Genomic DNA, 25,124 nt, shown 5'->3' with positions numbered 1-25,124 from the left:
ATCTCCTTTCAGTCGCTCGTGCCCATCGGACCGCGAAGGTCGATGAACGTCTCGTTGAAGTCGTGCTGCAGCGCGTCGCGCATCAGCTCGGTCGTGTCGGTGCTGAACACCATCGGCTGGCCCATCCCGTCGATCAGCACCAGCTCGCCGGTGTTGAGCAGGCCCACGCGCGCCTGGCGCGGCGTCGGCGTCTTGATGGCGAGCCAGGCGGCGCGGACGCGCTCCATCAGCCAGCGCATGCGTCCTCCGCCTTGCGAACCGTGCAGACCAGGATGTAGCCGTTGCCCAGGTCCAGCTCGACGCCGCCGCCGAGCGCGCACAGGCCGAGGTGCAGCGCCGTCACGCCCACCGCCTCGTCCAGCCGCCGCGTGGGCACGTCGTTGGGCATGTCGTCGCGCCAGCGCACGGCCACCTTGAGGTCGGCCAGCGTGGCCTTGATGGGCTTGCCGAACTGCACCTTGGCGGGGCTCTTGGTGTGCCTGGCGCAGCGCTCCTCCGCCAGGTTGGAGACGGCGGCGCTCATCCCGCCACCTCTTGCTCGAACGGCTCGATGGCGAAGTCCTCGACACCGGTCTTGATGCTGATGCCGCTCACCAAATCCAGCGGCGCGGCCTCGGCGACCAGGCGTGCGCGGTTGGGGTCATCGGTGGGGGCGCTCTTCGCGGCGTTGTACGCGGCCAGGATGGCGTCCTTGTCCACCTCGTCCTTGGTGCGCAGGAAGCGGTGCAGGCTGAGCGCCTTCAGAGTCTTGATGACCGCCTCGACGTTGGAGACCGTCACGCTGGGCGGCCGCACGCGCCAGGTGACCATGCCGGTCAGCAGGTTGGCGAACTTGACCTTGCGGTCGTTGGTGATCTCGTCGCGGTTGGCCTCGCACCAGGCCTGCACGCCGCCGGCCAGCTGCTTGACCTTGGCGGCCAGGCCGTCAAGCACCGGCTGGTGCTTCGCCGTGATGGCGGCCAGCTCGTCGTTCATGTCGGCCGTGATGCGCTGGACCTGGCGCTGCGCGACGCCGATCTCGTGGATCATCTGCGCCGCTTCGTCGCGGCTCTGTGGGATGCGGACGCCAGCGGGCGCCTTCAGCTTCTTGGTGGCCATGTGGGCTCCTCGGTAGGGTCAGTGGGGTTTGGAGACGACGGCGGCGTTGATCTGCCACTCGGGGAAATGGACCGCGACGATCTGCGTGGCGGACTCGTGCAAGCCGTTCAAGCACGCGGCGGCGTCGTCGCGCTTCAGCGCCTTGACCACGGTGGTGAACAAGCTGAGCAGTGCGCAGACGGCAACGCCATCGGACACGCGCTCGCTCTCAATGAGCTTGTCCAGCTTCACGGCGAGCTTGCACACGGGGTGCTCGGCCGGCAGGTTGGTGTGAACCATCATTCGGAGGCCCTTTCAGGTAGGAAGGCGAAGCTGGCCCAGCAGGTCAGCGAGGGGAATGCGGCGCAGCTGCGCCTCGATGTGCAGGCTGTGCAGCGCACGAGCCCGCAGGAAGTGGCAGCAGGCCTCCAGCTCGGCGGCCGTCTCTGCGATGAAGTAGCCCGACTCGGGCGTGCCGGCGATGGCGACGCCGTCTTCGCGGGCGTCGCTCACCAGCTGGCGCAGCACGCGCTCGCGCAAGCCCAACACGCGCGCCAGGTCGCGGGCGCGAATGCCGCGTGCCTGGCCGCAGTGGCTGGCAGCCAGGCGCTGGATGAGCAGCGCGCGGCGGCGTGCGTTGCCGGCGCTCATGGCTGCCCCCAGGCGATGGCGATGGCGGCCGACACCAGGCCCACCAGCAGCAGCGTGGCCGGGCGCATGGCGACGGACGCAGCGAAGTGGCGCAGGCGGCCGCGCAGCGTGCGCGTGGGGGTGACGTGGCGGCGCTTCATGCAGCCTCCGAAGCGCCCTTGCGGCCGCCGTTGAAGTGCGGGCAGGCGCCGCGGCTGGCGAAGCGGCCGCTGCCGCGGCAGGCGTGCCACGCCAGCGCGTGCTGCGGGTTGCCGATGCCGGGCGAGCCCTTGCCCAGCGAGCGCTCCTGCACGTCCTGGCACACGCGCAGGCTCACGTCGCCCATCACCGGGCACTCGCACTGCTCGCCGAGCAGCTCGCCGCGCACGCGGCGCTCGATGCGCACGGTGCTGGCCTTGTAGTTGCCGCTCAGCACCTGGCTGACGGTGGTGTCGCTGATGCCGAGGCGGCTTGCCGCTGCCGTCTGGCTGGTGCGGTCGCACTCGGCGCGGAGTGCGCCCAGCCAGGTGTCGCTGAGGCGCTCTCGCACGCGCTGCTCGATGTGCTTGGTGTCAGCCATGTAGGTGCCTTTCAGAACCTTGTTGACGGTGGCCGCGCTCATGCCGAGGCGGGCTGCAGCGGCGCGCTGGCCGTGCTGGGTGGAGTAGTCGCGCAGGGTGGTCATCCAGGTCATTCCTCCGCGTCCTCCGCCAGGGCGGTGTCGGCAACGGGGCGGCCGTCAGCGCCCCAGCGCGTGCCGGTGTTGCGGTCGAACACGCCGCCGCGCTTGTGCTGGATGGGGCTCAGCGGCCCGGTGTTGCGCACCAGCGCGAAGCGGTCGGCGGTGCCGGCCTGGCCGGGCGTGTGTTCGGAGGTCTGCCGAACGAAGCCGGCCTTGCGCAGGGCGCGCAGGTACTTGGCGGCGTTGGTCGCGCCGACCTCGCTGACGGTGGCGAGTTCGGCCGCGCTGAAGCCGGTGCGCATGATGCGCATCGACTGCCACAGCTTGTCCTTCGCCGGGCTGGTGTTGTTGACGCGCTGCCAGCGCGTCAGGGTCTTGGCGGGCGTGCGCGGCATCAGCGGGCTCCGCGCGGTGCGGCCAGGTGCAGCTTGCGGTCGCCCCAGGCGTCGGCGGTGACCGTCTTCATGCCGTTGCTCTTGCCCAGCGCCTCGATGCGCGCCAGGCCCACGGCCATCAGGCGCATGCTGCCGGCGCAGTCGCGGTGTAACTTCTCCAGCAGCTCGTCGTCCAGCTGCACCTCGCAGACCGTCTCGGCCAGCGTGCGGGCGTCTTCCAGGTCGGCGGGGTTGAACTCCACCCAGTGGCTGATGCGGCCGGCCAGCTGCGGGCGGTGGATCAGGCGCTTCTCGATGTTCGCCATGCCCACCAACATCACCGGCATGCCGGAGAGGTCGTGGATGTCGCGCAGCGTCTCGATCATCCGGGCGTCGCCCAGCAGGTAGTCGGCCTCGTCGACGAACAGCGGGCGCTGGTGCTCGATGAGCTGCTGCACGATGTAGTCCACCATCGCGGCGTTGCGGCCCATCGGGTTGGCGCCCAGCTCGGCCATCACGCGGCCCAACATGGCGTTGAGCGTCCAGCTGGCCGTGGCGCGCACGTACACGCCCCGTGTGCGGTTCACCAGCCAGGTGATGCCGGTGGTCTTGCCGGCGCCGGTCTCGCCGTACACCAGCGCCATGCCGGGGATGCCAAGGTCGCGGCCTTCGAGGGCCTCATAGGCCATCTGCAGGGCCGCCACGTTCTTGACCAACGCGAGCTTGTTCTTCATGATTCACACCTCTCGTGATGGGCCTGCAAGGCCCGGTTAAACGGCCCCCGAACCGCCTGCAACGCGGTCGGGGGCTTTCTCTTGCTGGGAGCCCAGCTGCTCGTCGACCAGGTCGGCGATGCGGCGGTAGCTGGCGGGCTGGGCGCGCTTGAACTGGGCGAGGCAGTCGGCCTCCTCGGTGCCCAGCTGGCGCACACGGGCCTGGCGCAACAGCCAGTCCACGCGCTGGGCCAGGTTGTCGAAGATGGGCGTCGTCACGCCGCCCGCGCGCGCGGTGCGCTGCGCGGCCAGGTCGTTGGCCGTGCCGGTGGGCACCGCCTCGGCGGCGATGCGGTCGCGCGTCTGCTGCACGGCGGCCAGGTCGGCGAGGTCTGCGGTGGTGCGGCGCGGCGCGGTGGCGGCTTGCGCGGCCGCGGCGGCGGCGCTGACGCCAGCGCTCTCGTGCGCTGCGGCGCGGCGCGGCACCAGGGATGCCAGCTTGCCGGCATCGGCGGCGCGCTGCCGCAGGATTTCGTCGACGATCTGGTCGGTGCCCACCTTCTTGGCGGCGGCCTTGAGGGCCTTGCGCTCGGCCTGCACGCGGGCCGTCTGCATGGCCTTGGCCTTGATCGCCACCTCGCGGCGGTCCATGCCGGTGCGTTCGGGCGCCACGGCCTTGCAGATGAACTGCATGTCGTCGCCGCCGAACACGTAGATGGTGCCCAGGTCGTGGTGGATGGGGTCGAACCGCACGAACACCTCGCGGCCCACCCAGGCCTCCAGCTCCGGCGCGATGAAGTGAGCGTCGTCCAGGCGGATGCCCTTCTTGCCCACCGTGCGGCGGCCGTTGCTGCCGGGCGCCTCGGCCAGCAGGATGTCGAGCGTGTGCTCGTCGTCGATCACGCGGCGGTCGGCGCAGCCGCGGGCGGCTGCCTCGAACGGCGTCTTTCCGCCCAGGCCGCTGTGCGGGTTGTGCATGTAGACGTCGTCCGTCCAGCGGTCGCAGAAGGCCTGCAGCTCGGCGGGCGTCATGCGCAGCTCGACCGTTTCGCCGCGTGTCATCAGGCGGTCGGCAAAGCTCTTGCGCGCCTCGATGGCGCTGCGCTCGGCCACGTCGTGGCCGATGTAGCCGCTGCACAGTTCGACCAGGTCGTGGCTGAACGTACCCAGGCCGCGCTCGATGTGCGGCTTGTGCCACGGCTGGAACGGCGGGCAGAAGTCCTGCATCTTCTCGCCGGGCTCGCTGAGCGCGGCGAACACGCGGGCGATGTGATGGCTCGCGTAGTCGCTGCCGTTGTCGGTCTTCACGCGGCGCGGCACGCCCATGTCCAGCAACATGCGGCGGATGAGTGCCGCCACCGCCGTGGCCCGGCTGGTGGGCGCCACGACCAGGCGCATCCAGCGCGTGCCCACGTCGATGCCGCCGATGACGACGTAGCGCTTGCCATCGGCCAGCAGCAGGTCGCCGGGCGTGCTGTCCAGCTCCCACAGCTGGTTCAGCTCGGTGATGCCCTCGCTGGCCGAGCCGAAGGCGACCATGTACTCGTTCTTCCAGGCGTCCGGGTTGGACAGCGCCTTCAGCACCTCGGCATTGGCCTCGCGCCAGGCGCCGATCCATCGCTCCAGCGTGCGCAGGCTAGGCAGCTCCAGCCCCTGCACCATCACCGCGTGGGGGCCGGTGAAGCGGGCGCGCAGGCCCTGCATGACGTGGGCGGCCCGCGCGTGCGGGTACTGCACCAGCATGGCCTTCACGAACTCGGCCAGGGCGGGCTGGCTGTCGATGCAGCCGCTGCCGGCGCGGTTGCCGTAGGCGCCTGCCAGCGCCATGATCCCGCTCTTCTTCAGCTGGGCCTGCCAGCGCTCGATGGAGCTGTCGCTGGTGCTGGGCACCTCGGTGCGCACGGTGGCGGGCACGTCGATGGTGCCGTCGTTGTACTGGAGCGCGAACGCCGTGCGGGCCTGGTGCAGCGGCAGCCCGCAGGCTTTCGCAAAGGCTTCAAAGGCGCGCACCACCGCCAGGCGGGCGTCCATGCGGGCCTGCGCGGCCGGCGCGAGCGCGTTGGCCTGGCGCAGCGCGGTTTGCTGCCGAGCGCTGGCGGCCGCCTTCTCCAGGCCGCCGCGCAGCGCCAGGCGCGCGCCTTCCACCTGGCCGGCCTGTGAGGCCTGTAGCTGCTCCTGCTTGGCGGCCGCGTCGGGCACCGCGCCCACCACCAGCACCTTGGGCTGGTTCCAGGCCAGTGCGGCGCGCGTGGCGCTGGGCAGCTGGTCGACGTGATACAGGCGCCGCATGCCGCCGCGGCCAGGTTCCTCGTCGTAGGTCCAGCCGGCGGCCGCAGCGCGGCGGATGACACCGGACTTGTCGGCAGGCATGCCGGGCAGGCCGGCCAGCTCCGAGGCGGTGGCCCGGGCGCTCATCGTGCGGCCCTCTCGACGACCCCGACCTTCAGCCCGAGCAGAACGGCGGCGCGGTGCGCCTTGCCGCGAAGACCCTTCGCCTTGCCCGCCAGCAGGTCGCGCGCCGTCTGCTCGTCGATCTTGAGGCGACGGCAATGGGCTGCTAACGACACCCCCCTTCTTTGGAGGTCATTCTTCACATCGGCGGCTGTGCGCGGAGCCTTCATCGAATATCCTTGCGGTCCCAAGTGAATCGAAGCGAAACAACGAAAATGCAAGCGAAGTCTAGCGAAGTAAATTCGCCTCAGCAAGCGAATTCGCTGGCCGAGCGCATAAGGTTTTTGCTGACGACGTTCCGCCTCCAGCAAAAGGAGCTGGCCCAGCTGATGGGCGTTGATGTGGACCGGGTGAAGTCCCTGGTGCTCAGCCGCGCGAAGTCGCTGCGACGCGAAGAGGTAAACAACTTGCTGCACACGTTGCCGATCCAGCGCGCCTGGCTGGAGGACGGTGTTGGCGAGGCGATGACCGGTGAGGCCTACGAGCTGCGCTTGGGTGACGGCAAGGTCATTGCCTCCGAGCCAGACGCGGCGACCTACGCCAGCCCACAGCGGGAGCGAGTGGCGTCTCAGGATGTGCCGTTGCCGCCGATGTCACCGGGCATGAAGCGAGCAAGCGATGCGACCTTGCTGCTGCGGTGCGTGCAGGCCACCGAGAACGAGCTTCGCCAGCGCCGCCTCGAGCTGGAGCACAGCCGCGTGATGAGGCTCTACTGGGCGGTGTTTGAGATGTCGCGCCAGGCGGGCCAGGTCAATGTGGCTGCAATCGGTCCGCTGATCGAGCTGGCTGCGGCCTGACTTCGCCAAAGTTCGCCTGAAGGCGCACAGGCTTGGGGCGTTTTCGCCCCTGGGGTGGCTGTCGCCATGCCGGCGCGGGTCGTTTCAACGCTTGGCGGCCCGTTTCAACGCCTTCCTGGGCCAAATGACCCGACGCCGAGCCCTCGGTTTCGTGGCGTTTTGACTGGCCTCGGTGTTGGGGCTGTATAAAACTACAGTCCATGAGCAGCCCTACACCGACCCGCCTGGACGCTGGCCGCCCGCCTGGCGCCGTCGACCCCTTCGGCAGCAGCGCGTCCGCGCACCCGCCAGACCGGCCATGCTGGCGATGCCACTGGTTTCACCATCACCGACTGAGCTTTTACGACATGGCGGCGTGCCTCAATCCGCGCTGTGCGCCGGGGCGGTCGCAGCCCGAGAGCGGCTGCAGCTGCTGGCAGCTGGACCCGGACCGCGCTTATGACGCGAAGCCGCTCGCCGATCCACCGCCGGCCGTCATGCGGGCCTTCCGGCGTTGGCGGGACGGGCTTGAAGCCGTGTTCGAGCGAGCCAACGGCACGCGGCAGCCGTGGGATGCGTGCCGCTACGTGGTCGACCGCGACGGCACGCTCGGGCCTCCCGTGAGTGGTGCAGAGCCGCCCTGCACATGTCACCTGCCGGCTGGCTACCGCGGCGGGGACTGATCTAGGGTTGAGCGAAACCACGTACCATCCGCCTCGCAGATTGAAGGGCCCTGTCCACCTCGGACCGGGCCCTTCTCGTTTTTCGCGCGTGCGAAAAGACCTGCGCAGCCTGGCTGGACACGATGCGAAGCGTGAGCACCGCATCCAACCCCAAGCCCGCCGCAGCGCCCGAGTCGCTCGACCTGGTCGAGGTCTTCCGGCCCGGCCGCCGTCGCGCCATGAACGGCCGCGAGTACCTGATCACCGAGGCCGACGTGGTGGCCTGCGCCGAGGGCTATGACCCCGCGCTGAGCAAGGCCCCGCACGTCGTCGGCCACCCCAAGCACGATGACCCGGCCTACGGCTGGATCGAATCGTTCAAGGCGGTGGACGGTGGCAAGAGCCTGTACGTCACCAAGAGCGGCCAGGTCGAGCCCGAGTTCGCCGAGATGGTGGTGGGTGGCCGCTACCCGAACCGCTCGATGGCGTTCTACCCGCCCGACCACGAGGCCAACCCGAAGCCCGGCATCTGGTACCCCAAGCACCTGGGCTGGCTCGGCGGCGCCGCGCCGGCCGTGAAGGGCCTGAAGCCGGTGGTGGCCTACGCCGCCGATGACGCCGGCCTGGTCGTGTTCGGCGAGTGGGAAGACCAACTGCAGGTCGGCATCTTCCGCCGGCTGCGCGAGTGGTTCATCGGCCGCTTCGGCGTCGAGGAGGCGGACAAGGTGCTGCCCTCCTACGAGCTGGACGCGCTGCAGCGCGAGGCGCTCACCCCCGAACCCGACAACACCCGTTCCACCACCAGCCCCGGCTTCGCCGAAGGAGACCCCGCCGTGCCCAACCCCAATGACCAGGCCGCGCTCGACGCGCGCGCCGCCCAGCTGGACGCCCGCGAGGCGGAGATCGCCCAGCGCGAGGCCGCCCAGGCCGCGCTCGTGAAGAGCGCCCGCAGCGCCGGCATCAGCGCCTTCGCCGACACGATGGTGGCCGAGGGCCGCTGGCTGCCGGCGGAGAAGGCCCGCTGGGTCGCCTTCATGGAAGGCATGCCCGATGAGGCCAAGGTGGTCGAGTTCGGCGAGGGCGATGCCCGCACCGAGACCCCGGCGCTGGAGGTCTTCCAGGCGCAGATGCGCAAGGCCCCCAAGGTCGTGGCCTTCGGCGAGAACGCCGGCAACGAACGCACCGTCGAGCCCACCGACCTGCAGGACGCCGCGGCCATCGGCAAGGCGGCCGCCGAGTTCCAGGAGGCCGAACGCAAGAGCGGCCGCGAGGTGTCGTTCGAGCTGGCCGTCCAGCACGTCGTCACGCAATCGAAGTCCAACTGAAGGAGACGCCGCAATGGCAATGACCGAGTTCCGCAGCTACAAGGCCGAGGCCGCCGTCGAGGGCTATCGCATCGTCAAGCCCGGCTCCGCCGACTACACCGCCGTCAAGAGCACCGGCCCCACCGACTTCAACATCGGCACCAGCGACAGCCTGGACAAGTCGACGGGCGAGATGGTCGATTGCGCGGTGGGTGACATCCACGAAGTGCGCCTCGGCGGCACGGTCGTGCGCGGCGCCTCGCTGACTTCCGACGCCAACGGCAAGGCCGTGTCCACCACCACGGTGGGCCACCGCTGCATCGGCTACGCCGAGCAGAGCGGCGTCGTCGACGACGTCATCACCTACATCCGCGCGCCGCACGTCCTGTAAGCGCCGCAACACACAGAGGCCGTTCGAACCATGTCCAAAGCCCCGTTCATCATCGTTCCCGAGCTGACCGCCATCGCGGTCGCCTACCGTCAGGCCGGCTTCATTGCCGACCTGGTGCTGCCGCGCGTGCCGGTCAACACGAAGGAGTTCAAGTACCAGAAGTACGCGCTGGGTGACGCCTTCACCGTGCCCGAGACCGCCGTGGGCCGCAAGGGCACGCCCAACCAAGTCGAGTTCGGCAGCACCGAGGTGACCGACTCCGTCGTCGACCAGGCCCTGGATGCACCGGTGCCGAACGACGACATCGAGCAGTGGGAGAGCGCCCGGGCGAATGGGTTGGCCGGCTCCGCGAACCCGCTGTACCGCGCCACCACCGGCGTGCAGCAGCTGGTGCAGACGCGCCGCGAGAAGCGCGCGGCGGATCTCGTGTTCAACGCGGCCAGCTACGGCGCGGCCAACAAGCGCGCCCTGGCCGGCACCGACCAGTGGAGCGACTTCGTCAACTCCAAGCCGCAGGACGACATCGCCAACGCGCTGGACAGCATGGTCATGCGCCCGAACATTGCCGTGTTCGGCCGCGCGGCCTGGTCGGTGATCAGCCGCCACCCGAAGCTCTGCGCGGCCATCTACAAGAACGGCACCAACGCCGGCACGATCAACCGCCAACAGTTCGCGGAGCTGTTCGAGCTGGAAGAGGTGCTGGTGGGCGACGCCTGGTTCAACACCGCGAAGAAGGGGCAGCCCGCCACGGTGACGCGCCTGTGGGGCAAGAAGGCCGCCTTCCTGCATCGCAACATGCAGGCCGACACCGACTTCGGCATCACCTTCGGCATGACCGCGCAATTCGGCGGCCGCGTCGCCGGCACCATCGAAGACCCCGATGTCGGCATGCGCGGCGGCAAGCGTGTTCGCTCGGGCGAGTCGGTGAAGGAGCTGATCACCGCCGATGACCTGGGCTTCCTGTTCGACACGGTGGTGCCGTGATGACGGGCGCACAACCCAAGATGGCCTTCGTCGTCGCGTTCGCGCTGAGCTGCAACGGCCGCGACTACGCCGCTGGCGCCGACATCGAGCTGGACGAGGCGCTCGCCCGGCCGCTGCTTGAAGCCGGCGCGATCCGCCTGCCCGCCGCCGGCCAGGCCACGGTGCCGCCGGCCACCGACAAGGCCGAGGCCGAGCGGCTGCAGGGCGAGCTTTCAGGCGCCGAGCTGCGGATCGCCGCGCTGCAGTCCGACCTGGCCGAGGCCGGTGAGGCGCTGGAGAGCGCGCGCAAGCGCAACGCCGAGCTGACCGTGGCCCACGGCGAGGCGCTCGCCAAGCTGGAGGCCAGCGTCGAGGCAGAGGAAGCCGCCAAGAAGGCCCACGCGGCCGAGGTGGAGGCCCTCAGCGCCCAACTCACCAAGGCGCAGGCCGACCTGGCCGCAGCGGCCGCGGCCGCGAGCAAGAGGGCCAGCAGGGCCACCTGACCGAACTCACCAGCGGCAAGAGCCATTGACCGCGGTCGGCGCTTGGACCGGCCGCGCGAGGCGCTCCAAGCACAACCCGCGTTGCGCCAGCCGGGGCGCTCCTGCGGTGGACGGACTTAGCAGAGAAATACCGGCTTCCTAGAAGGCATCGCATGACCATCCGCATCCTCAAGTCTCAGCGAATCAACGGCAGGCTGGTCGCTGCTGGCACCGTCCTCACCGGGCTGGACAAGGACGTTGAGGCAAAGGCGATGGAGGGTGGGGGGGCGGTGCGCTTCACCGACCTGACGGTCGGCCTGAAGCTATTTGCCACGCTCATGTCGACGGTGGTGCCCGAGATCGGGCCGTTGCCAACTTGGGCAACGAACGCTGGCGCTACCGGCGTTCCCAGCATCGTTGACTACCAGGGTGCCATCCGCTATTGCAAGACGAACGAGGCGCGCTTCTGGGGGGCTCGCCGCGTTGAGAACCTCTTGCGTGCGAGCAATGGCTTTGACAACGCCACCTACTGGACTCAGGTCAATGGCCCGGTTGTGACGCCGATCACCACGGATGCGTCTGACACTGTCGACACGGACGGCAGCAGCTACCGCAAGGCCTACCTTCTGACTGGCGACGGTACGACCTCCAAGGGTGTGTATCAGACCCTCGGCGTGTTGCCGGCCGGCAAGTTCACGTTCTCGATGGAAGTCAAGGCCGGCGACCCGGGCGTGGGCCTCGGCGCGCAGATGTACGTGTCTGGAGGGGCCACCGCCAAGGCCATCACCTACACGCCGGTCGTGGGCGCTGACTTTGTGCGCATCGGCTTCACGGGCGTTGCAGACGGTGTCTCCTCGTATCGCATCCTGCTGCGCACTACTGCGGTGGGCTCGGTGAAGGTTCGCAAGGCTCAGTTCGAGGACAAGACCACCGAGGCCGACGATGCGAACGGCAACCGGCCGCCCTTTGAATACGTCGGGCAAGACGAGATCCTCTACGCCACCGGCCAGATCGCGCCGTACCACGGCAGCTTTGTCGACGGCGTGAAGTACTTCCAAAGCACCTGCGCGAACACGCTGAACAACGCCACCAACGTTGTCGCGGAGCAGCCCGGCGTTGCGCTGCCGCTCTCGCAGTTGCTCGGGCTGTGGGGGGAGGAGCAGGACACCAACCTTTGCACCAATGGCGACACGCTGACCGGATGGACGATTAGCGGTGGCGGCACGCCGACGCTGACGGTCACCACCGGGCAGCCCAGCCCCGATGGCCGCAACAACGCGGTGCTGCTGACTGAGGACACCAACTTCACCAGCAAGTTCGTCAGCCTGGCCTGCGCGTTTGCCGACAACAGCCAGTCTTGCGCCTTCACGGTCTTCGAGCAGCCGCCCACCAATGCGGCGCGCTACGGCCGGATCGACATCAAGAAGAAGGACGGCACCACCGTCATCGGCAGCTTCGATTTGCAGAACGGTGGTCTCGCCAACGAGTCCGCGGTGCTCGCTGCGGGCGCGCGGTCATACATGGTCAGGCTTGGCAACACGAATCGCTGGCTGTGCGCGTTGACGCTGCCTGTCGGCGCCGGCGCTGGCGTGCCTGAGTGCCACTTCGGGATCATGTCGACACCCACCGGCTCCACCTACACCGGTGAAGGCAAATCTCTGCGCATGTGGAACCCGCAGTTCATCGCGAAGGAGCATCCCTGCACGCCGATCAAGGCCGCCGCGACGGCGCAGACGCGAACTGGCTACGCCATTGACTACGGCATGGGCCAGGTGATCGGTCGCAACAACTTCGCAATCCACCTGGAGATGCACCCGCTGTTCGACACCGGGGCGGTCGGCAAAACGCAAGACGGAGTGACGACGTCCTGGTACTACCCGTGGTGCATGCGCGCGGCCGTGCCTGACATGGCCTATTTCCGCTGCGCGCAGTCCATCCGCCCGTTCGTCGATCCGGTGCTCGGTCATGCCATCTTTGCCGGCGACCGCTACAACGGCAACGCGGTGCAGGCGTACAAGTGGCAACCCAACCGGCTTTACCCGAAGGGAGCATGGGTCGTGCCCACGGCTACCAAGGCCGACAACGCCGCTCCGTCGCAGAAGCAGTACTACAACTGGGCGGCGGGCGTGAGCGGGCCTCTCGAGCCGAACTGGAACACGAACTGGGTGAGCCCGCCTGACGGTGGCGTCGCCAACATCACCGTGGACGGAGATTGTCGCTGGCAGGCCTTCCATCAGAACCGCATCGGCGGCGAGCACGAGAACTACGACGGCTTCCTCACGTTGACCCGCAGCGGCTTCATGCAGACGTGCCGGATGGTCAACTGGTTCAGCAGTGCTCCTGTCGGCATGGGTGCCGCGATCAACGGTGTGCTGGGCTATCGGCAGACGGAACCCTTCCCGATCAACCCGGCTGCGCCCGACGGGTCATTCCTGAAGGCGATGGATCACCTGCGGCTTGGCCGGGCGAGTACGACCTACATGGTTTCCTCGCAAGGCTTCCGGATGCTTGCCATCTGGCAAGACGCCGCTGACAACAACGCCGAGACCTGGGTTCCGCTGTCCGCCAGTGGCGGCTTGGTTTAAGCCTCATGCCCTACGTCACCACCCAGCACCTGATCGATCGCTTCGGCCAGGCCGAGCTGATCCAGGTCACGAACGCCGAAGACCCGGCCGCCACGACGGTGAACGCCACCCGCGTGACGAACGCTGTGGCGGACATCGGCGCGTTGATCGACGCCAAGCTGGCCGCACGCTACGCGCTGCCGCTGGCGACGGTGCCGCTCGTGCTGCTGAATGTGGCCGCGGACCTGGTGCGTGCGCGTCTCTACGATGACCGCATCCCCGACCGCCTGGCGGACCGTGAGAAGGCCGCGCTGAAGTTGCTCGACCAGATCGCCGAAGGCACGCTCAGCCTCGGCCTGGACGCCGCCGCGCAGCCGACACCGCCGAGCGACGGGCCGCAGTACTTCAGCGGTCGGTCGGTGTTCACCGCGGACTCGCTCAGCGACTACGCGCCATGAGCGACATCATTTCCACGGTCGAGGCGCACCTGGTGGACGTGCTGACGCAGGCGGTCGCGGGCGCGGGCCTGCGCGTGCAGGACCTGCCGGGCGACTGGGACGACGAGATGCTGCGCACGCTGCTGACGCTGGCGCCCTGCGTGCTGATCAGCTTCAGCGGCGGCCAGGCGCGTCGCGGCGCGACCACGGCCGCGATTGACGGCCAGTGGACCCTCTATGTCGTCACGAAGCACCCGAGCGGCCAGCAGGCGCGGCGCCGGGGCAACGCGATGGCCATCGGCGCCTACGAGGTGGTGTCGCGCCTGGTGGTGCCCGTGCTGCACAACCATCTGGTGCCGGGCGTGGGCACGCTGTCGCTCACGGGCATCCAAGACCTCTACACCGGCTCGGTGGAGCGGCAGGGGCTGGCGGTGTACGGCTGCACCTTCGTGCTGCCGATGTCCTTCGAGCCCCAGGCCTCGGCAGGGCTGGGCGACTTCGCCACCTTCGTGTCGAGCCTCGACATCCCGCCTCACGCCAGCAGCTCGACGCAGAGCGAGTGGCTGCAGGGCAACTTCACCCACGGCAAGCCCGATGCGTCGGACACCGTGAACCTCCCCACCTCCTAGAGAGCTGCGATGACCGACGAGACCGTGCATCTCATTCCCGCCCGGCCCGACGTGACCGTGCGAGACCCCATCACGCGCGAGCCGCTGCCGGCGGCCGGCGAGCTGAAGCCGCTGAACACGTACTGGAGCCGCCGCCTGGTCGACCAGGACGTGATGGTGGCGCCGGGCCTGCCCGCTTCCGCCGGCACCGCTGACGACTGACCTGGAGACACCTGATGTCGATCACCTTCAACACCATTCCCCTCAACATCCGCACGCCGGGCCAGTACATCGAGTTCGACAACTCGCGTGCGCTGCAGGGGCTGCCACTGGCGCGCCACAAGATTCTCGTCGTCGGCCAGCGCCTGGCGGCCGGTACCGTGGCCGCAGGAGTGCCCACGCGCATCCTCAGCGCCGCGCAAGCCGAGGCATCCTTCGGCCGGGGCTCCATGCTGTCGGCCATGCTGGCCGCGCTGAAGGCGGCGAACAGCTACACCGAATGCTGGGCCGTTGCGCTGGACGACAACGGCGCCGGCGTGGCCGCCACCGGGACGCTCACCTTCTCGGGCAGCCCGACCGAAGCAGGCACGCTGAACCTTTACATCGGCGGCCAGCTGGTTCAGATCGCGGTTGCCAGCGCGGCCACCACGGCGAGCCTGGCCACCGCGCTGGCGGCTGCTGTGACGGCAGACACTACGCTGCCCGTGACCGCAGCCGCGGCGGGCTCGGTGGTGACGTTCACCGCGCGCCACAAGGGCGAGGTGGGCAACGCGCTGGACCTGCGCCTGAACTACTACAGCGGCGAGCGCACGCCCAAGGGCCTGGGCACGGCCATCGTGGCGATGACGGGCGGCACCGCCAACCCGGATGTGCAGGCCGCCATCACGGCCATCGGCGATGAGCAGTTCCACACCATCGCACACGCCTACACCGACGCGTCGAACCTCGGCAAGGTGGAGGCGCTGCTGACGTCTCGCTGGGGGCCGATGATCCAGAAGGAGGGGCATGCGTTCACGGCTGTGGCCGGCACGCTGTCCGCCTCCACGACGCTAGGCGCCACACGCAACAGCCCGCACCAGTCCATCCTGGGCGCCGGCAAGAGCCCCACGCCGACCTATGTGTGGGCCGCGGTGGCTGCAGCCGTGGATGCCTACGAGGCTGACCCGGCGCGGCCGCGCCAGACGCTGGTGCTGCCCGGCATCCTGCCGCCCGCCATCGGCGACCGCTGGACGCTGTCCGAGCGCAACCTGGCGCTCTACGACGGCATCAGCACGACGGTGGTGGACACGGGCGGCCTGGTGTTGATCGAGCGGCTGATCACGACCTACCAGACGAACAGCTACGGGGTCGAAGACCCGAGCTACCTGGACATCGAGACGATGCGCACGCTGGCGTACCTGCGATTCACGGTGCGCGCGCGCATCAGCAGCAAGTTCCCGCGCCACAAGCTGGCGAACGACGGCACGCAGTTCGGTGCCGGGCAGGCCGTGGTGACGCCCAACGTCATCCGCGCCGAGCTGGTGGCGCTGTTCATGGACTGGATGGACGCCGGCCTGGCCGAAGGCCTGGAGCAGTTCAAGCTCGACCTGAAGGTGGAGCGCAGCAGCACTGACGCCAACCGCGTCGACGCGGTCATCCCGCCGGACGTCATCAACCAGTTCCGCGTGTTCGCGGCGCAGGTGCAGTTCCGCCTCTGAGGCTTTTTCGCCGAGGCGAAAGGACTTTGAACCCGATGAAAACGACGATCAAGAACGAGGACGCCGAGGGCTCGACCAAGTGCCTGTCGGTGATGGTGGTGACGGTGGGTGACCTCTCCAACAAAGAGGTTCGCCATGCCCTCAAGCCCGGCGAGTCTGTGACGGTGGATGTTGCCGCCGGCCAGTTCGTGATGGTGGACGAGAAAGAGGACTGAACCATGCCCATGACGCATTCGCGCGCCTACATCAAGGTGGACGGCGCGCTGCTGGAAACGATGCCCGGCCCCAAGTGGAAGCTGGGCGGCAGCAAGCGCACGCCGGTCGTGGGCAACCGCGTTCTCGGCTACAGCGAGATGACGGAGCCCGGCGAGCTGGAATGCGAGCTGGTGCTGACGCAGGGCATGAGCCTGGCCGCGCTGAAGGACATCACCGACGCGACGCTGACCATCGAGGCCGACACCGGCCAGACCTACGTGGGCCGCAATGCCTTCGTCACCGATGCGCTGGAAGTGACCAGCGGCGACGGCGGCAAAGTGGCGCTGAAGTTCGCCTGCGACCCGCTGGAGGAGATGGGCGTATGACCACCGATGTGATGCAGGACCGCGTGTACACGCTGCTCGTGCCGGTCGAGCTGAAGAGCACCAAGGGTGAGGTGCTGGACACGCTCACCGAGCTGACCTTCAGGCGCCTGAAGGGCTCGGACGCTCGCAAGGTGCTCAACGCGAAGGACAAGGGCACCGGCGAGTTTGTCGCCGCGCTGGTGTGCGCCAGCGCTGGCATCCCGCCCAGCACGTTCGACCAGCTGGACGCTGCCGACATCTTCAAGGCGGGGGAGCTGGCCTCCGATTTTTTCGGGGTGTCCCCCACGACCTGAACGACGTCCAGGCCGAACTGGCCTTCGTCTTCCACTGGCCGCCCAGCGTGCTGGACGAGCTGACGATGGACGAGATGGCGGCCTGGCATGCCCAGGCCGTTCGCCTGATGAAGAAGTTCCACGGCGCCACCTGACCCATGCTCAAGCTCCAGTTCGTCATCGACGCGGTCGACAAGGCCACCAGCAAGCTCACCGGCATCAACAAGGCCGTGGAGAAGTCCGTCGAGCGCGCGACGGCACCCTATCGCAAGCTCCGTGCGTCGATCAACGGCCTGGTCGAGAACAGCGGCCTGGACAAGCTGCAGGGCGCCTTCGATGGGGTGAAGAGCCGCATCGCCGCGCTGCCGGGTGTGGCCGCCTTGTCGATGGGTGGCGCGTTCGCCGTGATGGTCTCGACCATCCGCCGCATCGACGAGATGGGCGACGCGTCCAAGAAGCTGAACGTCCCCATCCAGCAGTTCCAGCGGCTGGGCTACGCGGCGCAGATGAGCGGCAGCAGCGAGCAGGACATGGCGGCGTCGCTGCAGTTCCTGTCGCAGAACATGGTCGAGGCGATCAACGGCTCGAAGGAGATGCAGCTGTGGTTCACGCGTGTGGGCCTCTCGGTGCAGCAGCTGCGCCGCATGAACGCTGTGCAGGTGTTCGAGGCCATCGCCGACCGCTTCGAGAAGGTGGGCAATGGCGGCCAGAACGCCGAGAAGAAGATCGCGCTCACCCGTGCGCTGATGGGTCGCGGCGGCGCCGAGATGATCCAGATGCTCAACCAGGGCAGCAAGGCGTTTCAGGCGCTGTACGACGAGGCCGACAAGTTCGGCACGCTCACCGAAGAGCAGGCCGGCCAGTTCGCTGACACGGCCGACAACCTCGACCGATTCGAGTTCAGCCTTCGCGGGCTGCTCGCCTCAATCACGCGCATCGCACTGCCTGGGCTGGATGCGATGCTCAAGAAGGTGGCCGACATGAACGCCGCCAGCCGCGCGGAGCTGGGCGACAAGATCGGCCGCTTCCTGTCCGCGGTCATCGAGAAGATGCCCAAGGTGCTGGCGTCGCTGGGCCAGATCGCCAAGGGCCTGATCGTGCTGCTAGGCATCATGGACACGGTGGCGCAGGCGTTCGGCGGGTGGGACACGCTGATGGTGGTGTTCGCCTCGGTGATGGGCGCCAAAGGCGTGTGGGCGGTGTTCGAGATGGTGAAGGCCATCGGCATCCTGTCCGGTGCGCTGGCGCTGACGCCGCTGGGCTGGTTCTTGCTGGCGGTGGGCGCCATCGCGGGGGCGGTGTACCTCGTCTACAAGAACTGGGAGCCGATCAAGAAATGGTTCACGGACCTGTGGGACGGCATCGTCAAGAAGTTCGAGTGGGCGCGCGACAAGGTCACCGGCTGGCTGCCTGAGTGGATGAAGAGCGGCGCCAACCATGCGTATCCCGTGAGCACAGCTGTCGGCCGCGCCAGCGCGGTCCCGCAGGCGGTGGGCTCGCCGATCCGCCCGGAGTTGGGCGGTACGCTGAAGATCGAGATCGACGGTGACGGCAAGCCGCGCGTGCGCGAGATGCGCAAGGCGCCGGGCAGCGTGATGGACTTCGATGTCTACGGCGGCGCCGCGATGGGGATGCCGTGAGCACGTGGCGTGATCAGCTGAAGCCGGCAACGTTCCGCGGCGTGCCATTCTTCGTGGACAACCACGAGACGGCGCTCGGCCGCCGCGTGCACGTCCACGAGTTCCCGCAGCGCGACAAGCCGTATGCCGAAGACCTCGGCCGCCGCACTCGGACGATCAACGTCGTGGCCTATGTGCTGGGGCCGGACTACATGGCGGCGCGCGACGCGCTGGCGACGGCGCTGGACGCGGCCGGGCCCGGGCTGCTGGTGCATCCCTATCTCGGCGAGATGACTTGCTCCGCGGCCGAATGCAGCCTGAGCGAAAGCACAGCCGAAGGCGGCAAGGCGTCGTTCAAGATCGCGTTTGTCGAGTCAGGCGAGAACATCTTCACGACCGCAGCCGAGAGCACGTCGGCGACGGCTGTTGCCAAGGCGGACTTCGCTTCGGCGGCCGTGCAAAGCAACTTCGAGCGCCGCCACAGTGTGCAAGGCAAGCCCGCGTTCGTGGCGCAGGCGAGCGCTGGCATCTTCGGCAAGGCGCTCGGCGGCATCGAGTCGGCCGTGGCGCTGGTGCGTGGTGCCGCCAGCAAGGTGGCCGAGCTGCAGCGCGACATTGACGCCCAGCGCCGTGAGCTGGTGGACCTCATCTACTCGCCCGCGTCGGCCGCGCAGGCCCTCGTCGGCAACATCAAGGCGCTGGTGCGCGGTGTTGCCGAGACGCCGGAGGATGCGCTGAGCCTGGCGCGGTCGCTGTACCGCTTTGGCGCTGACCTCCCTTTGATCGTGCCGGCCACGTCGAGCCGCAAGGCGCAGGCCGCCAACCAGGCGGAGCTGGTGCAGCTTGTGCGTGTGGCGGCGCTGGCCGAGGGTGCGCGCGCCGCGGCGCGCGTGGAATTCGACAGCTATGAGGCTGCGGCCGCGGCGCGTGATGAGCTGGTCGACGGGCTCACGGACGCGATGGAGCGCGACGGCCTGGCCGACGAGGTGTATGACGCGCTGCGCGGGCTGCGCTCGGCTGTCGTGCGCGACATCGCCGCCCGTGGCGCTGACCTGGCTCGCCTGGTCGCCTGGTCGCCGGCGGCCACATTGCCCAGCCTGGCGCTGGCGCAGCAGCTCTACGCGGATGCGTCGCGCGAGCCGGAGCTGCTTGCCCGCAACCGCATCCGGCATCCGCTGTTCGTGCCGGGCGCCGTGCCGCTGGAGGTGCTGGCGGATGGCTGAGCTGGTGGAGCTGCTCGCGGCCGGCCGCAGCCATGCGGGCTGGGAGTCCGTGAGCATCACGCGGAGCATCGAGCACGCGGCTGGCGGGTTCAGCCTGGTCGTGTCCGAGCGCTGGCCTGGTGTGGAGGCGCCGCGCCAGGTGCGGGCTGGCGACGCCTGCGAGCTGACCGTGGGCGGCCAGACGGTCATCACGGGTTTTGTCGACGAAGCCGAGAGCGACCTGGACGCTGCGAGCCACCTGATCTCCGTCGCCGGTCGGGACAAGGTGGCCGACCTGATCGACTGCGGCGCCGTGCGCAAGAGCGGCCAGTGGCGTGGGCTGCGGATCGAGCAGATCGCGGCCGAGCTGGCGGCGCCGTTCGACATTCGCGTGTCTGCTGACGTGGACACCGGCAAGGCCCTGACGAGCTTTGCGCTGCAAGAGGGTGAGAGCGTCTTCGAGGCCATTTCGCGCGCGGCCCGCATTCGTGCGCTGCTGCTGGTGAGCGACGGGAAGGGCGGGCTGCTCATCACCAGGGCCGGCGAGACGCGCGTCGCGACGGTGCTGGAGATGGGTGTGAACCTTCTGTCCTGCCGCGTCAAGCTGGACCTGAAGGACCGCTTCAGCTCTTACCTGCTGAAGGGCCAGGCGCCGGGCACGGACTGGCTCAGCGGTGCATCGGCGGCCCAGGTCGCCGCGAAGGCGGCCGATCCGGGCGTTCGCCGCTACCGGCCTCTCGTCATCACCGCGGATGCGCCGGACATCGCAGCGACGCTGCAGCAGCGCGCGCAGTGGGAGGCCAACAGCCGCGCTGCTCGCTCGCTGACCGTGACCGGCAAGGTGCAGGGCTGGCGGCACGCCGGCGGGTTGTGGGCGCCGAACACGCGCGTCAAGGTTGTCTCCGAGGAGCAGCACGTCAGCGATGAGCTGCTCGTGACGGGCGTCGAGTTCAGCCTGGCCGAGGGTGGTGGCTCCACCACTACGCTCACGATGACGCGCGCTGACGCCTTCACGCTGCTGCCGCTGAAGGCGCCTGACGCGCAGGGCGCGTTCTGGACGCTGCCCGCCAAGGGAGAAGCCAAGTGATGCCCGGCCTGCAGCGCATGCTTCGCCCGCTGGCCCAGCGCGTGCAGCTCATGATTGGCCGCGCGGTGCTGCAGCTCGTCGACGACGGCACCAAGATGCAGAGTCTCCAGGTGGCGCTGCTGGCCGACGAGTTGCGCGGTGATGTGGAGCGCTTCCAGAACTACGGTTTCACCAGCCATCCGATGCCGGGCGCCGAGGGCGTGGCGGTGAGCGTGGCGGGTAGCCGCGACCACGTCATCGTCGTGGCGGTGGATGACCGGCGCTACCGCCTCACCGGCCTGGCCGAGGGCGAGGTGGCCATCTACACCGACGAGGGGGACCACATCGTCATCAAGCGCGGCGGGACCATCGAAGTGCTGGCGGCAACGAAGGTGGACGTTCGTACACCACTCGTCGAGTGCAGCGGCGACCTGGTCGTGCGCGGCACGCTCACGGTCGACGGAGCGGCTGAACTCAACGCAACCCTGCACGTCGACGGCGACATCAGCTCAGACGCCAACATCGCCGCACAGGGCAACGTGGCCGACCAGGGCGGGGCCAAGACGATGGCCGGGATGCGCACCACCTACAACGGCCACAAGCACGGCACGTCGGCCACGCCGACGCCGGGGATGTGACGCATGGCTGACATCCGCACTGCCTGGATCGGCCTCGGCGGCGACTGGCGCCTGTCGGGGCCTTCGCTTGACGAGGACGACGGCCTGGAGACGGGCGTGGTGATCAGCCTGTTCACCGACAGGGTTGCCGACAACGGCGAGGCTGGTGTCGCCGCGACAGCGCGGCGGGGCTGGTGGGGCGATGCCTACGCCGACGCAAGTGGTGACCGGATCGGCTCGCGCCTGTGGCTGCTCGCGCGCGAGAAGCGCACGGCCGAGGTGATGAGTCGGGCCGAGCTGTACGCCCGCGAGGCGCTGCAGTGGCTGATCACCGATGGCGTCGCTCGCAGCGTGGCGGTGACTGCAGAGGCGGCGGGCCAGGCCGGCGAGGTGTTGGCGCTGGCCGTGACGATCACGCGCAGCGCACGGCCTGTTGTTCAGTTCCGTTTCGAGTCTTTCTGGAAGGGGCAGTAAATGCCGTTCGCACGACCATCGCTCACCGACCTGATCGCGCGCGCGGCGGCCGACATCGAGGCCGCGCTGCCGGGTGCCGACGCGCGTCTGCGCCGCAGCAACCTGGCGGTGCTGGGGCGCATGCATGCGGGAGCTGTCCACGGCCTCTACGGCTACCTGGACTGGCTGGCGCAACAGCTCATGGTGGACACGGCCGAGACTGTTTTCCTCGATCGCTTCGCAGGCATCTGGGGCGTACAGCGGGTGCCGGCGGCATTCGCGGCTGGGCCTGTCTCGGTGACGGGAACTGCGGGCGTGGTGGTGCCCGCTGGCACGCAGCTCCAGCGGAGCGACGGCATGGGCTACACGACGACGGCCGATGCGGTGCTGGTGGCCGGCGCGGCCAACGTGCCGGTGGCCGCACTGACGGCTGGCGTGGGTGGCAATGCCGACGCCGGCACGCGGATGGCCTTCACGGCGCCGGTGTCCGGTGTGAACACGGTAGCTGCCGTCGCCGCTGGCGGGCTGACGCAGGGCGCCGATCACGAAGACGACGCGGCGCTGCGCGGGCGCGTGCTGGCGCGCATCCAGCAGCCGCCGATGGGCGGCGCCAGGAACGACTACGAGGCCTGGGCACTTGAGGTTGCGGGCGTCACACGTGCGTGGGTCTACCCCCTGGAGAACGGCCCAGGCACGGTGGTTGTGCGCTTCGTGCGCGACGGTGACGCAAGCCTCATCCCTGATTCGGCCGAGGTTGCCGCGGTCCAGGCCTACATCGACGAGCTGCGGCCGGTGTGCGCCCAGGTGACGGTCGAGGCGCCGACGCAGGCCGCGCTGAACATGACGATCCAGCTCACCCCGAACACAACCGCGGTGCGGGCCGCTGTGCAGGCCGAGCTGGCCGACGTGCTGCAGCGTGAAGCCATGCCGGGCGGCACGATCCTGCTCAGCCATCTGCGCGAGGCGATCAGCGTGGCCGCGGGAGAGACGAACAGTGTGCTGGTCACGCCGACTGCCGACGTCGAGCACGACCCGGGCGAGATGCCGGTGCTGGGCACTATCACCTGGAGCTGAGCATGCCGCAAACCATCGCCATCACCGAAGACGACGGCCTGGAGCTGATCGAGGACTTGATCCTGCGCCGCCTGCGGCTGCGCATCCGGCGCGACGTGGTCGCGTACCTGGGCGACCTGGCCGACCCCTCGCGCGCGGATCGTGGTGCCGGCGTGATGGCCTTCAACCCGCTGCTCGACTATCCAGTCGGCAGCGTCGGCGCTCGCCTCAAGGCCATCATCACCGGCATCGGCGAAGGCCAGCCCTGGGCTGATGTGGACGCGCTGCTGGATGACCTGGTCGGGAAGATCGACCTCGGCCAGCTGCACGCCAGCCTGCAGGCCACCATCGACCTCATCACGGCGGACGCCACCACGACCAACAGTGTCAACAAGCGGTTGGCGGACGAGGCTGCGGCGCGGTCGCTGGCGCTGCTCGCCGAGGCGCAGGACCGGGCGAACGCGATCTCTACAGCCATCGGCGAGCTGCAGACGACGCTGGTCGCCGCGTACCAGGCCGGCGACTCGGGCATCAACTCGCGCATCACGACCGAGATCGGCCTCAGCCAGGACCGCGACACTGCTCTGGGCGCGCGCATCGACACGGTGACTGCACGGCTGAACAGCGGGGGCGACATCTTCAGCGCTATCGCAACGGCGCTGAGCTACTCGTACAGCAAGGCCACCATCGACTCAGCGATTGCTGCGTCGGCTGCGACGCTGACGACGAACTACCAGGCCGGCGACACGTCGCTGAACACGCGGATCAGCAATGAGGCGCAGGCCAGCTCGGACCGGGACACGGCCCTCGGCTCGCGCGTGGACACCATCACCGCTCGGCTGAACACCGGCGACATTGCCACGTCGCTGGCGTCGCTCGCGACCTATGCCTACACGAAGGCGCAGACCGACGGCGCGCTTTCATCGCTCGGCTCGACGCTGCGCAGCGAGTTCACGCCGATCAACAACCGCCTGAACCCAGGTGGCGACATCTACACGTCATTGGCGACGGCGAACAGCTACGCCTACACCAAGGCGCAGAGTGACAGTGCCCTGTCGTCGCTCGGCACGACACTGACGAGTTCCTACACCGCGGCCGACGACGTCATCAAGGCCCGGCTGAATGCCGGCGGTGACATTGCCAACGCCATCGCCACCGCGTCGACCTATGCCTACACGAAGGCCCAGGTCGACGGCGCGCTGTCTTCGCTGAGCACCAGCCTCACCAGCTCGTTCACCAGCGCAGACGACGTCATAAAGGCCCGCCTGAACGCGGGAGGCGACATCGCCACGGCCATCGCCAATGCGTCGACCTACGCCTACACCAAGGCGCAGACCGACTCGGCCATCGCCAGTAGCGCATCGACGCTGCGCAGCGAGTTCAATCCGATCAACGCCCGCCTGAATGCGGGCGGCGACATCTACAGCTCGCTCTCCACGGCGCTGACCTACGCCTACACGAGGGCCCAGTCGGACTCGGCGCTGGCTACCCAAGCCACCACGCTGCGCAGCGAGTACAACGGGCCGCTGTCGTCGCTGAACAGCTCGGTGAGCACGCTTCAGACGGCTGTCGCTGGTGCGGGCGGCCTCCAGGCCCAGTTCGCGCTGAAGACGGTGGCCACGCGCTCGGATGGGAGGCCGGTGATCGGCTATGTCGGCCTGGCCTCGACGGCGCCAAGCGATGGCACTGGTGGTAGTGAGCTGATCCTTCAGGCTGGCCGTATCTTGTTCGTGCCGGACAGCAACCCGAACGCGGCGCCTAGCCAGATGATGGTGCTAGGCACGGTCAACGGTGTTTCGACGCTCGTCGTGCCTGCGGCGGTCATCGGCGATGCCACCATCGCGGCGGGCAAGTTGTCGGTCCCGTACCTCTCGGCGATCTCCGGGAACATGGGCACCTTGATCGCGGGCTCAATCACCGCGGGCTTCTATCAGTCCGACGTGCCAGGCGCAAAGCGCGTCACGATCAACGAGGCGAACGACGTTCGCATCTACTCGACGCTGAGTGGCTCCTACCTTCAGGTGGCGCAGATCGGTGAGTCCTATGACTCCGACTGGGGTAGCTACTTCGCTGGCCGCTTCGGCCACGAGTCGTGGGTGGGAAGTGGCCTGCGCGTTCGCGCCGGCTCCGGCTACGGTGCGTTCATCACTGCCGGCGGTCACGGCGTCTTCTCCCAAAGCACGGGCGGCATCGCCGGCATCTTCTACGGCAAAGGCAGCAAGGGTGCGGTCGTGCTGGGCACCAGCGACGGCGGCGCGATGTCTGAGGCGGCGACGGTCGACGGCACCGTGGTGCTGGGCGCTGGTGCGTCGTCCGCCGGCGGCCGCATGAAGATCGCGAACTACTCGCGCGTGGGTTCGGTGCTGGACACCAACAACATGACGATCACGTCAAGCTCCGCTGCGCCGACCGGCGGCGCGGACGGTGATCTTCATTTCATCGTCTGAGCC

Annotated in this window: 32 protein-coding genes; 21 read left to right on the top strand and 11 right to left on the bottom strand. The window is 68.7% G+C overall.

Annotation, left to right across the window (positions count from 1 at the left end; all coding sequences use genetic code 11):
• Nucleotides 1-8 precede the first annotated feature (8 nt).
• Genes ACG04Q_RS11945 through ACG04Q_RS11895 form a run of 11 tightly spaced genes read right to left on the bottom strand, consistent with a single transcriptional unit; the run spans nt 9 to nt 6,097 of the window.
• On the bottom strand, nt 9-239 hold the full coding sequence (locus tag ACG04Q_RS11945) for a hypothetical protein (protein ID WP_394511145.1): 231 nt from the start codon (nt 237-239) through the stop codon (nt 9-11).
• Nucleotides 227-523, bottom strand: a complete 297-nt coding sequence (locus ACG04Q_RS11940) for a hypothetical protein (protein WP_394511144.1) — start codon at nt 521-523, stop codon at nt 227-229. Before ACG04Q_RS11940 ends, ACG04Q_RS11945 begins: the two co-directional genes overlap by 13 nt.
• The gene (locus ACG04Q_RS11935) at nt 520-1,098 is read right to left on the bottom strand and encodes a host-nuclease inhibitor Gam family protein (RefSeq protein ID WP_394511143.1); all 579 of its coding nucleotides are present in this window, start codon (nt 1,096-1,098) and stop codon (nt 520-522) included. Before ACG04Q_RS11935 ends, ACG04Q_RS11940 begins: the two co-directional genes overlap by 4 nt.
• 18 nt (nt 1,099-1,116) lie before the next feature.
• The gene (locus tag ACG04Q_RS11930; protein WP_394511142.1) at nt 1,117-1,380 is read right to left on the bottom strand and encodes a hypothetical protein; all 264 of its coding nucleotides are present in this window, start codon (nt 1,378-1,380) and stop codon (nt 1,117-1,119) included.
• A gap of 12 nt (nt 1,381-1,392) precedes the next feature.
• Nucleotides 1,393-1,728, bottom strand: a complete 336-nt coding sequence (locus tag ACG04Q_RS11925; protein ID WP_394511141.1) for a hypothetical protein — start codon at nt 1,726-1,728, stop codon at nt 1,393-1,395.
• Nucleotides 1,725-1,868 carry a hypothetical protein gene (locus tag ACG04Q_RS11920; protein ID WP_394511140.1) on the bottom strand — a complete coding sequence of 48 codons (144 nt, stop codon included), beginning with the start codon at nt 1,866-1,868 and terminating at the stop codon, nt 1,725-1,727. Before ACG04Q_RS11920 ends, ACG04Q_RS11925 begins: the two co-directional genes overlap by 4 nt.
• Nucleotides 1,865-2,392, bottom strand: coding sequence for a hypothetical protein (locus ACG04Q_RS11915; RefSeq protein WP_394511139.1), 528 nt, complete (start codon nt 2,390-2,392; stop codon nt 1,865-1,867). Before ACG04Q_RS11915 ends, ACG04Q_RS11920 begins: the two co-directional genes overlap by 4 nt.
• Nucleotides 2,393-2,397: 5 nt before the next feature.
• A complete protein-coding gene (locus tag ACG04Q_RS11910; protein WP_394511138.1) occupies nt 2,398-2,784 on the bottom strand; it encodes a hypothetical protein in 387 nt (128 codons plus the stop codon).
• Nucleotides 2,784-3,497 carry an AAA family ATPase gene (locus tag ACG04Q_RS11905; protein ID WP_394511137.1) on the bottom strand — a complete coding sequence of 238 codons (714 nt, stop codon included), beginning with the start codon at nt 3,495-3,497 and terminating at the stop codon, nt 2,784-2,786. Before ACG04Q_RS11905 ends, ACG04Q_RS11910 begins: the two co-directional genes overlap by 1 nt.
• 36 nt (nt 3,498-3,533) lie before the next feature.
• Entirely contained in the window at nt 3,534-5,891 is a 2,358-nt protein-coding gene (locus ACG04Q_RS11900; protein ID WP_394511136.1) for a Mu transposase C-terminal domain-containing protein, read from the bottom strand.
• Nucleotides 5,888-6,097: a helix-turn-helix domain-containing protein gene (locus ACG04Q_RS11895; RefSeq protein ID WP_394511135.1), complete on the bottom strand. Its 210-nt coding sequence runs from the start codon at nt 6,095-6,097 to the stop codon at nt 5,888-5,890. The genes ACG04Q_RS11900 and ACG04Q_RS11895 overlap by 4 nt, the downstream gene beginning before the upstream one ends.
• A gap of 114 nt (nt 6,098-6,211) precedes the next feature.
• Between ACG04Q_RS11895 and ACG04Q_RS11890 the strand changes: the two genes are divergently transcribed.
• The 21 genes from ACG04Q_RS11890 to ACG04Q_RS11790 all read left to right on the top strand — a co-directional run bounded on the left by ACG04Q_RS11890 (nt 6,212) and on the right by ACG04Q_RS11790 (nt 25,121).
• Nucleotides 6,212-6,724 (top strand): hypothetical protein, encoded by a 513-nt coding sequence (locus tag ACG04Q_RS11890; protein ID WP_394511134.1) that lies wholly within the window; start codon nt 6,212-6,214, stop codon nt 6,722-6,724.
• Between the two features lie 793 nt (nt 6,725-7,517).
• On the top strand, nt 7,518-8,690 hold the full coding sequence (locus tag ACG04Q_RS11885; RefSeq protein WP_394511133.1) for a hypothetical protein: 1,173 nt from the start codon (nt 7,518-7,520) through the stop codon (nt 8,688-8,690).
• Nucleotides 8,691-8,703: 13 nt separating this feature from the next.
• Nucleotides 8,704-9,060: a hypothetical protein gene (locus ACG04Q_RS11880; protein ID WP_394511132.1), complete on the top strand. Its 357-nt coding sequence runs from the start codon at nt 8,704-8,706 to the stop codon at nt 9,058-9,060.
• Between the two features lie 30 nt (nt 9,061-9,090).
• Nucleotides 9,091-10,044 (top strand): major capsid protein, encoded by a 954-nt coding sequence (locus tag ACG04Q_RS11875; protein ID WP_394511131.1) that lies wholly within the window; start codon nt 9,091-9,093, stop codon nt 10,042-10,044.
• Nucleotides 10,044-10,526, top strand: coding sequence for a hypothetical protein (locus ACG04Q_RS11870; RefSeq protein WP_394511130.1), 483 nt, complete (start codon nt 10,044-10,046; stop codon nt 10,524-10,526). Before ACG04Q_RS11875 ends, ACG04Q_RS11870 begins: the two co-directional genes overlap by 1 nt.
• A gap of 152 nt (nt 10,527-10,678) precedes the next feature.
• Complete coding sequence (locus tag ACG04Q_RS11865) at nt 10,679-13,090, top strand: phage head spike fiber domain-containing protein (protein ID WP_394511129.1); 2,412 nt, start codon at nt 10,679-10,681, stop codon at nt 13,088-13,090.
• 5 nt (nt 13,091-13,095) lie between these two features.
• A complete protein-coding gene (locus tag ACG04Q_RS11860) occupies nt 13,096-13,527 on the top strand; it encodes a gp436 family protein (RefSeq protein ID WP_394511128.1) in 432 nt (143 codons plus the stop codon).
• A complete protein-coding gene (locus ACG04Q_RS11855) occupies nt 13,524-14,135 on the top strand; it encodes a phage protein Gp37 (RefSeq protein WP_394511127.1) in 612 nt (203 codons plus the stop codon). Before ACG04Q_RS11860 ends, ACG04Q_RS11855 begins: the two co-directional genes overlap by 4 nt.
• Nucleotides 14,136-14,144: 9 nt before the next feature.
• Nucleotides 14,145-14,336, top strand: a complete 192-nt coding sequence (locus tag ACG04Q_RS11850) for a DUF2635 domain-containing protein (protein ID WP_394511126.1) — start codon at nt 14,145-14,147, stop codon at nt 14,334-14,336.
• Between the two features lie 14 nt (nt 14,337-14,350).
• Nucleotides 14,351-15,811 carry a phage tail sheath subtilisin-like domain-containing protein gene (locus ACG04Q_RS11845; protein WP_394511125.1) on the top strand — a complete coding sequence of 487 codons (1,461 nt, stop codon included), beginning with the start codon at nt 14,351-14,353 and terminating at the stop codon, nt 15,809-15,811.
• 35 nt (nt 15,812-15,846) lie between these two features.
• The gene (locus ACG04Q_RS11840; protein WP_394511124.1) at nt 15,847-16,026 is read left to right on the top strand and encodes a hypothetical protein; all 180 of its coding nucleotides are present in this window, start codon (nt 15,847-15,849) and stop codon (nt 16,024-16,026) included.
• A gap of 3 nt (nt 16,027-16,029) precedes the next feature.
• Nucleotides 16,030-16,392 (top strand): phage tail tube protein, encoded by a 363-nt coding sequence (locus ACG04Q_RS11835; protein ID WP_394511123.1) that lies wholly within the window; start codon nt 16,030-16,032, stop codon nt 16,390-16,392.
• Nucleotides 16,389-16,685, top strand: a complete 297-nt coding sequence (locus tag ACG04Q_RS11830; RefSeq protein WP_394511122.1) for a phage tail assembly protein — start codon at nt 16,389-16,391, stop codon at nt 16,683-16,685. The genes ACG04Q_RS11835 and ACG04Q_RS11830 overlap by 4 nt, the downstream gene beginning before the upstream one ends.
• Nucleotides 16,574-16,819, top strand: a complete 246-nt coding sequence (locus ACG04Q_RS11825) for a GpE family phage tail protein (protein ID WP_394511121.1) — start codon at nt 16,574-16,576, stop codon at nt 16,817-16,819. The genes ACG04Q_RS11830 and ACG04Q_RS11825 overlap by 112 nt, the downstream gene beginning before the upstream one ends.
• A 3-nt stretch (nt 16,820-16,822) precedes the next feature.
• Nucleotides 16,823-18,304 carry a phage tail tape measure protein gene (locus ACG04Q_RS11820; protein WP_394511120.1) on the top strand — a complete coding sequence of 494 codons (1,482 nt, stop codon included), beginning with the start codon at nt 16,823-16,825 and terminating at the stop codon, nt 18,302-18,304.
• Nucleotides 18,301-19,506, top strand: coding sequence for a DNA circularization protein (locus ACG04Q_RS11815; protein WP_394511119.1), 1,206 nt, complete (start codon nt 18,301-18,303; stop codon nt 19,504-19,506). The genes ACG04Q_RS11820 and ACG04Q_RS11815 overlap by 4 nt, the downstream gene beginning before the upstream one ends.
• Complete coding sequence (locus ACG04Q_RS11810) at nt 19,499-20,572, top strand: phage baseplate assembly protein (protein WP_394511118.1); 1,074 nt, start codon at nt 19,499-19,501, stop codon at nt 20,570-20,572. The genes ACG04Q_RS11815 and ACG04Q_RS11810 overlap by 8 nt, the downstream gene beginning before the upstream one ends.
• Nucleotides 20,572-21,189: a phage baseplate assembly protein V gene (locus tag ACG04Q_RS11805; protein WP_394511117.1), complete on the top strand. Its 618-nt coding sequence runs from the start codon at nt 20,572-20,574 to the stop codon at nt 21,187-21,189. The genes ACG04Q_RS11810 and ACG04Q_RS11805 overlap by 1 nt, the downstream gene beginning before the upstream one ends.
• Before the next feature lie 3 nt (nt 21,190-21,192).
• Nucleotides 21,193-21,642, top strand: a complete 450-nt coding sequence (locus tag ACG04Q_RS11800; RefSeq protein ID WP_394511116.1) for a phage GP46 family protein — start codon at nt 21,193-21,195, stop codon at nt 21,640-21,642.
• Nucleotides 21,643-22,695, top strand: a complete 1,053-nt coding sequence (locus ACG04Q_RS11795; protein ID WP_394511115.1) for a baseplate J/gp47 family protein — start codon at nt 21,643-21,645, stop codon at nt 22,693-22,695.
• Nucleotides 22,696-22,697: 2 nt separating this feature from the next.
• Nucleotides 22,698-25,121 (top strand): hypothetical protein, encoded by a 2,424-nt coding sequence (locus ACG04Q_RS11790; protein ID WP_394511114.1) that lies wholly within the window; start codon nt 22,698-22,700, stop codon nt 25,119-25,121.
• The last annotated feature ends 3 nt before the right edge of the window (nt 25,122-25,124 follow it).

Origin of the sequence: Pelomonas lactea (genome assembly GCF_043555885.1) — a bacterium.
GTDB lineage: Bacteria > Pseudomonadota > Gammaproteobacteria > Burkholderiales > Burkholderiaceae_C > Pelomonas > Pelomonas lactea.
This window is presented reverse-complemented; position numbering and strand designations above follow the sequence as displayed.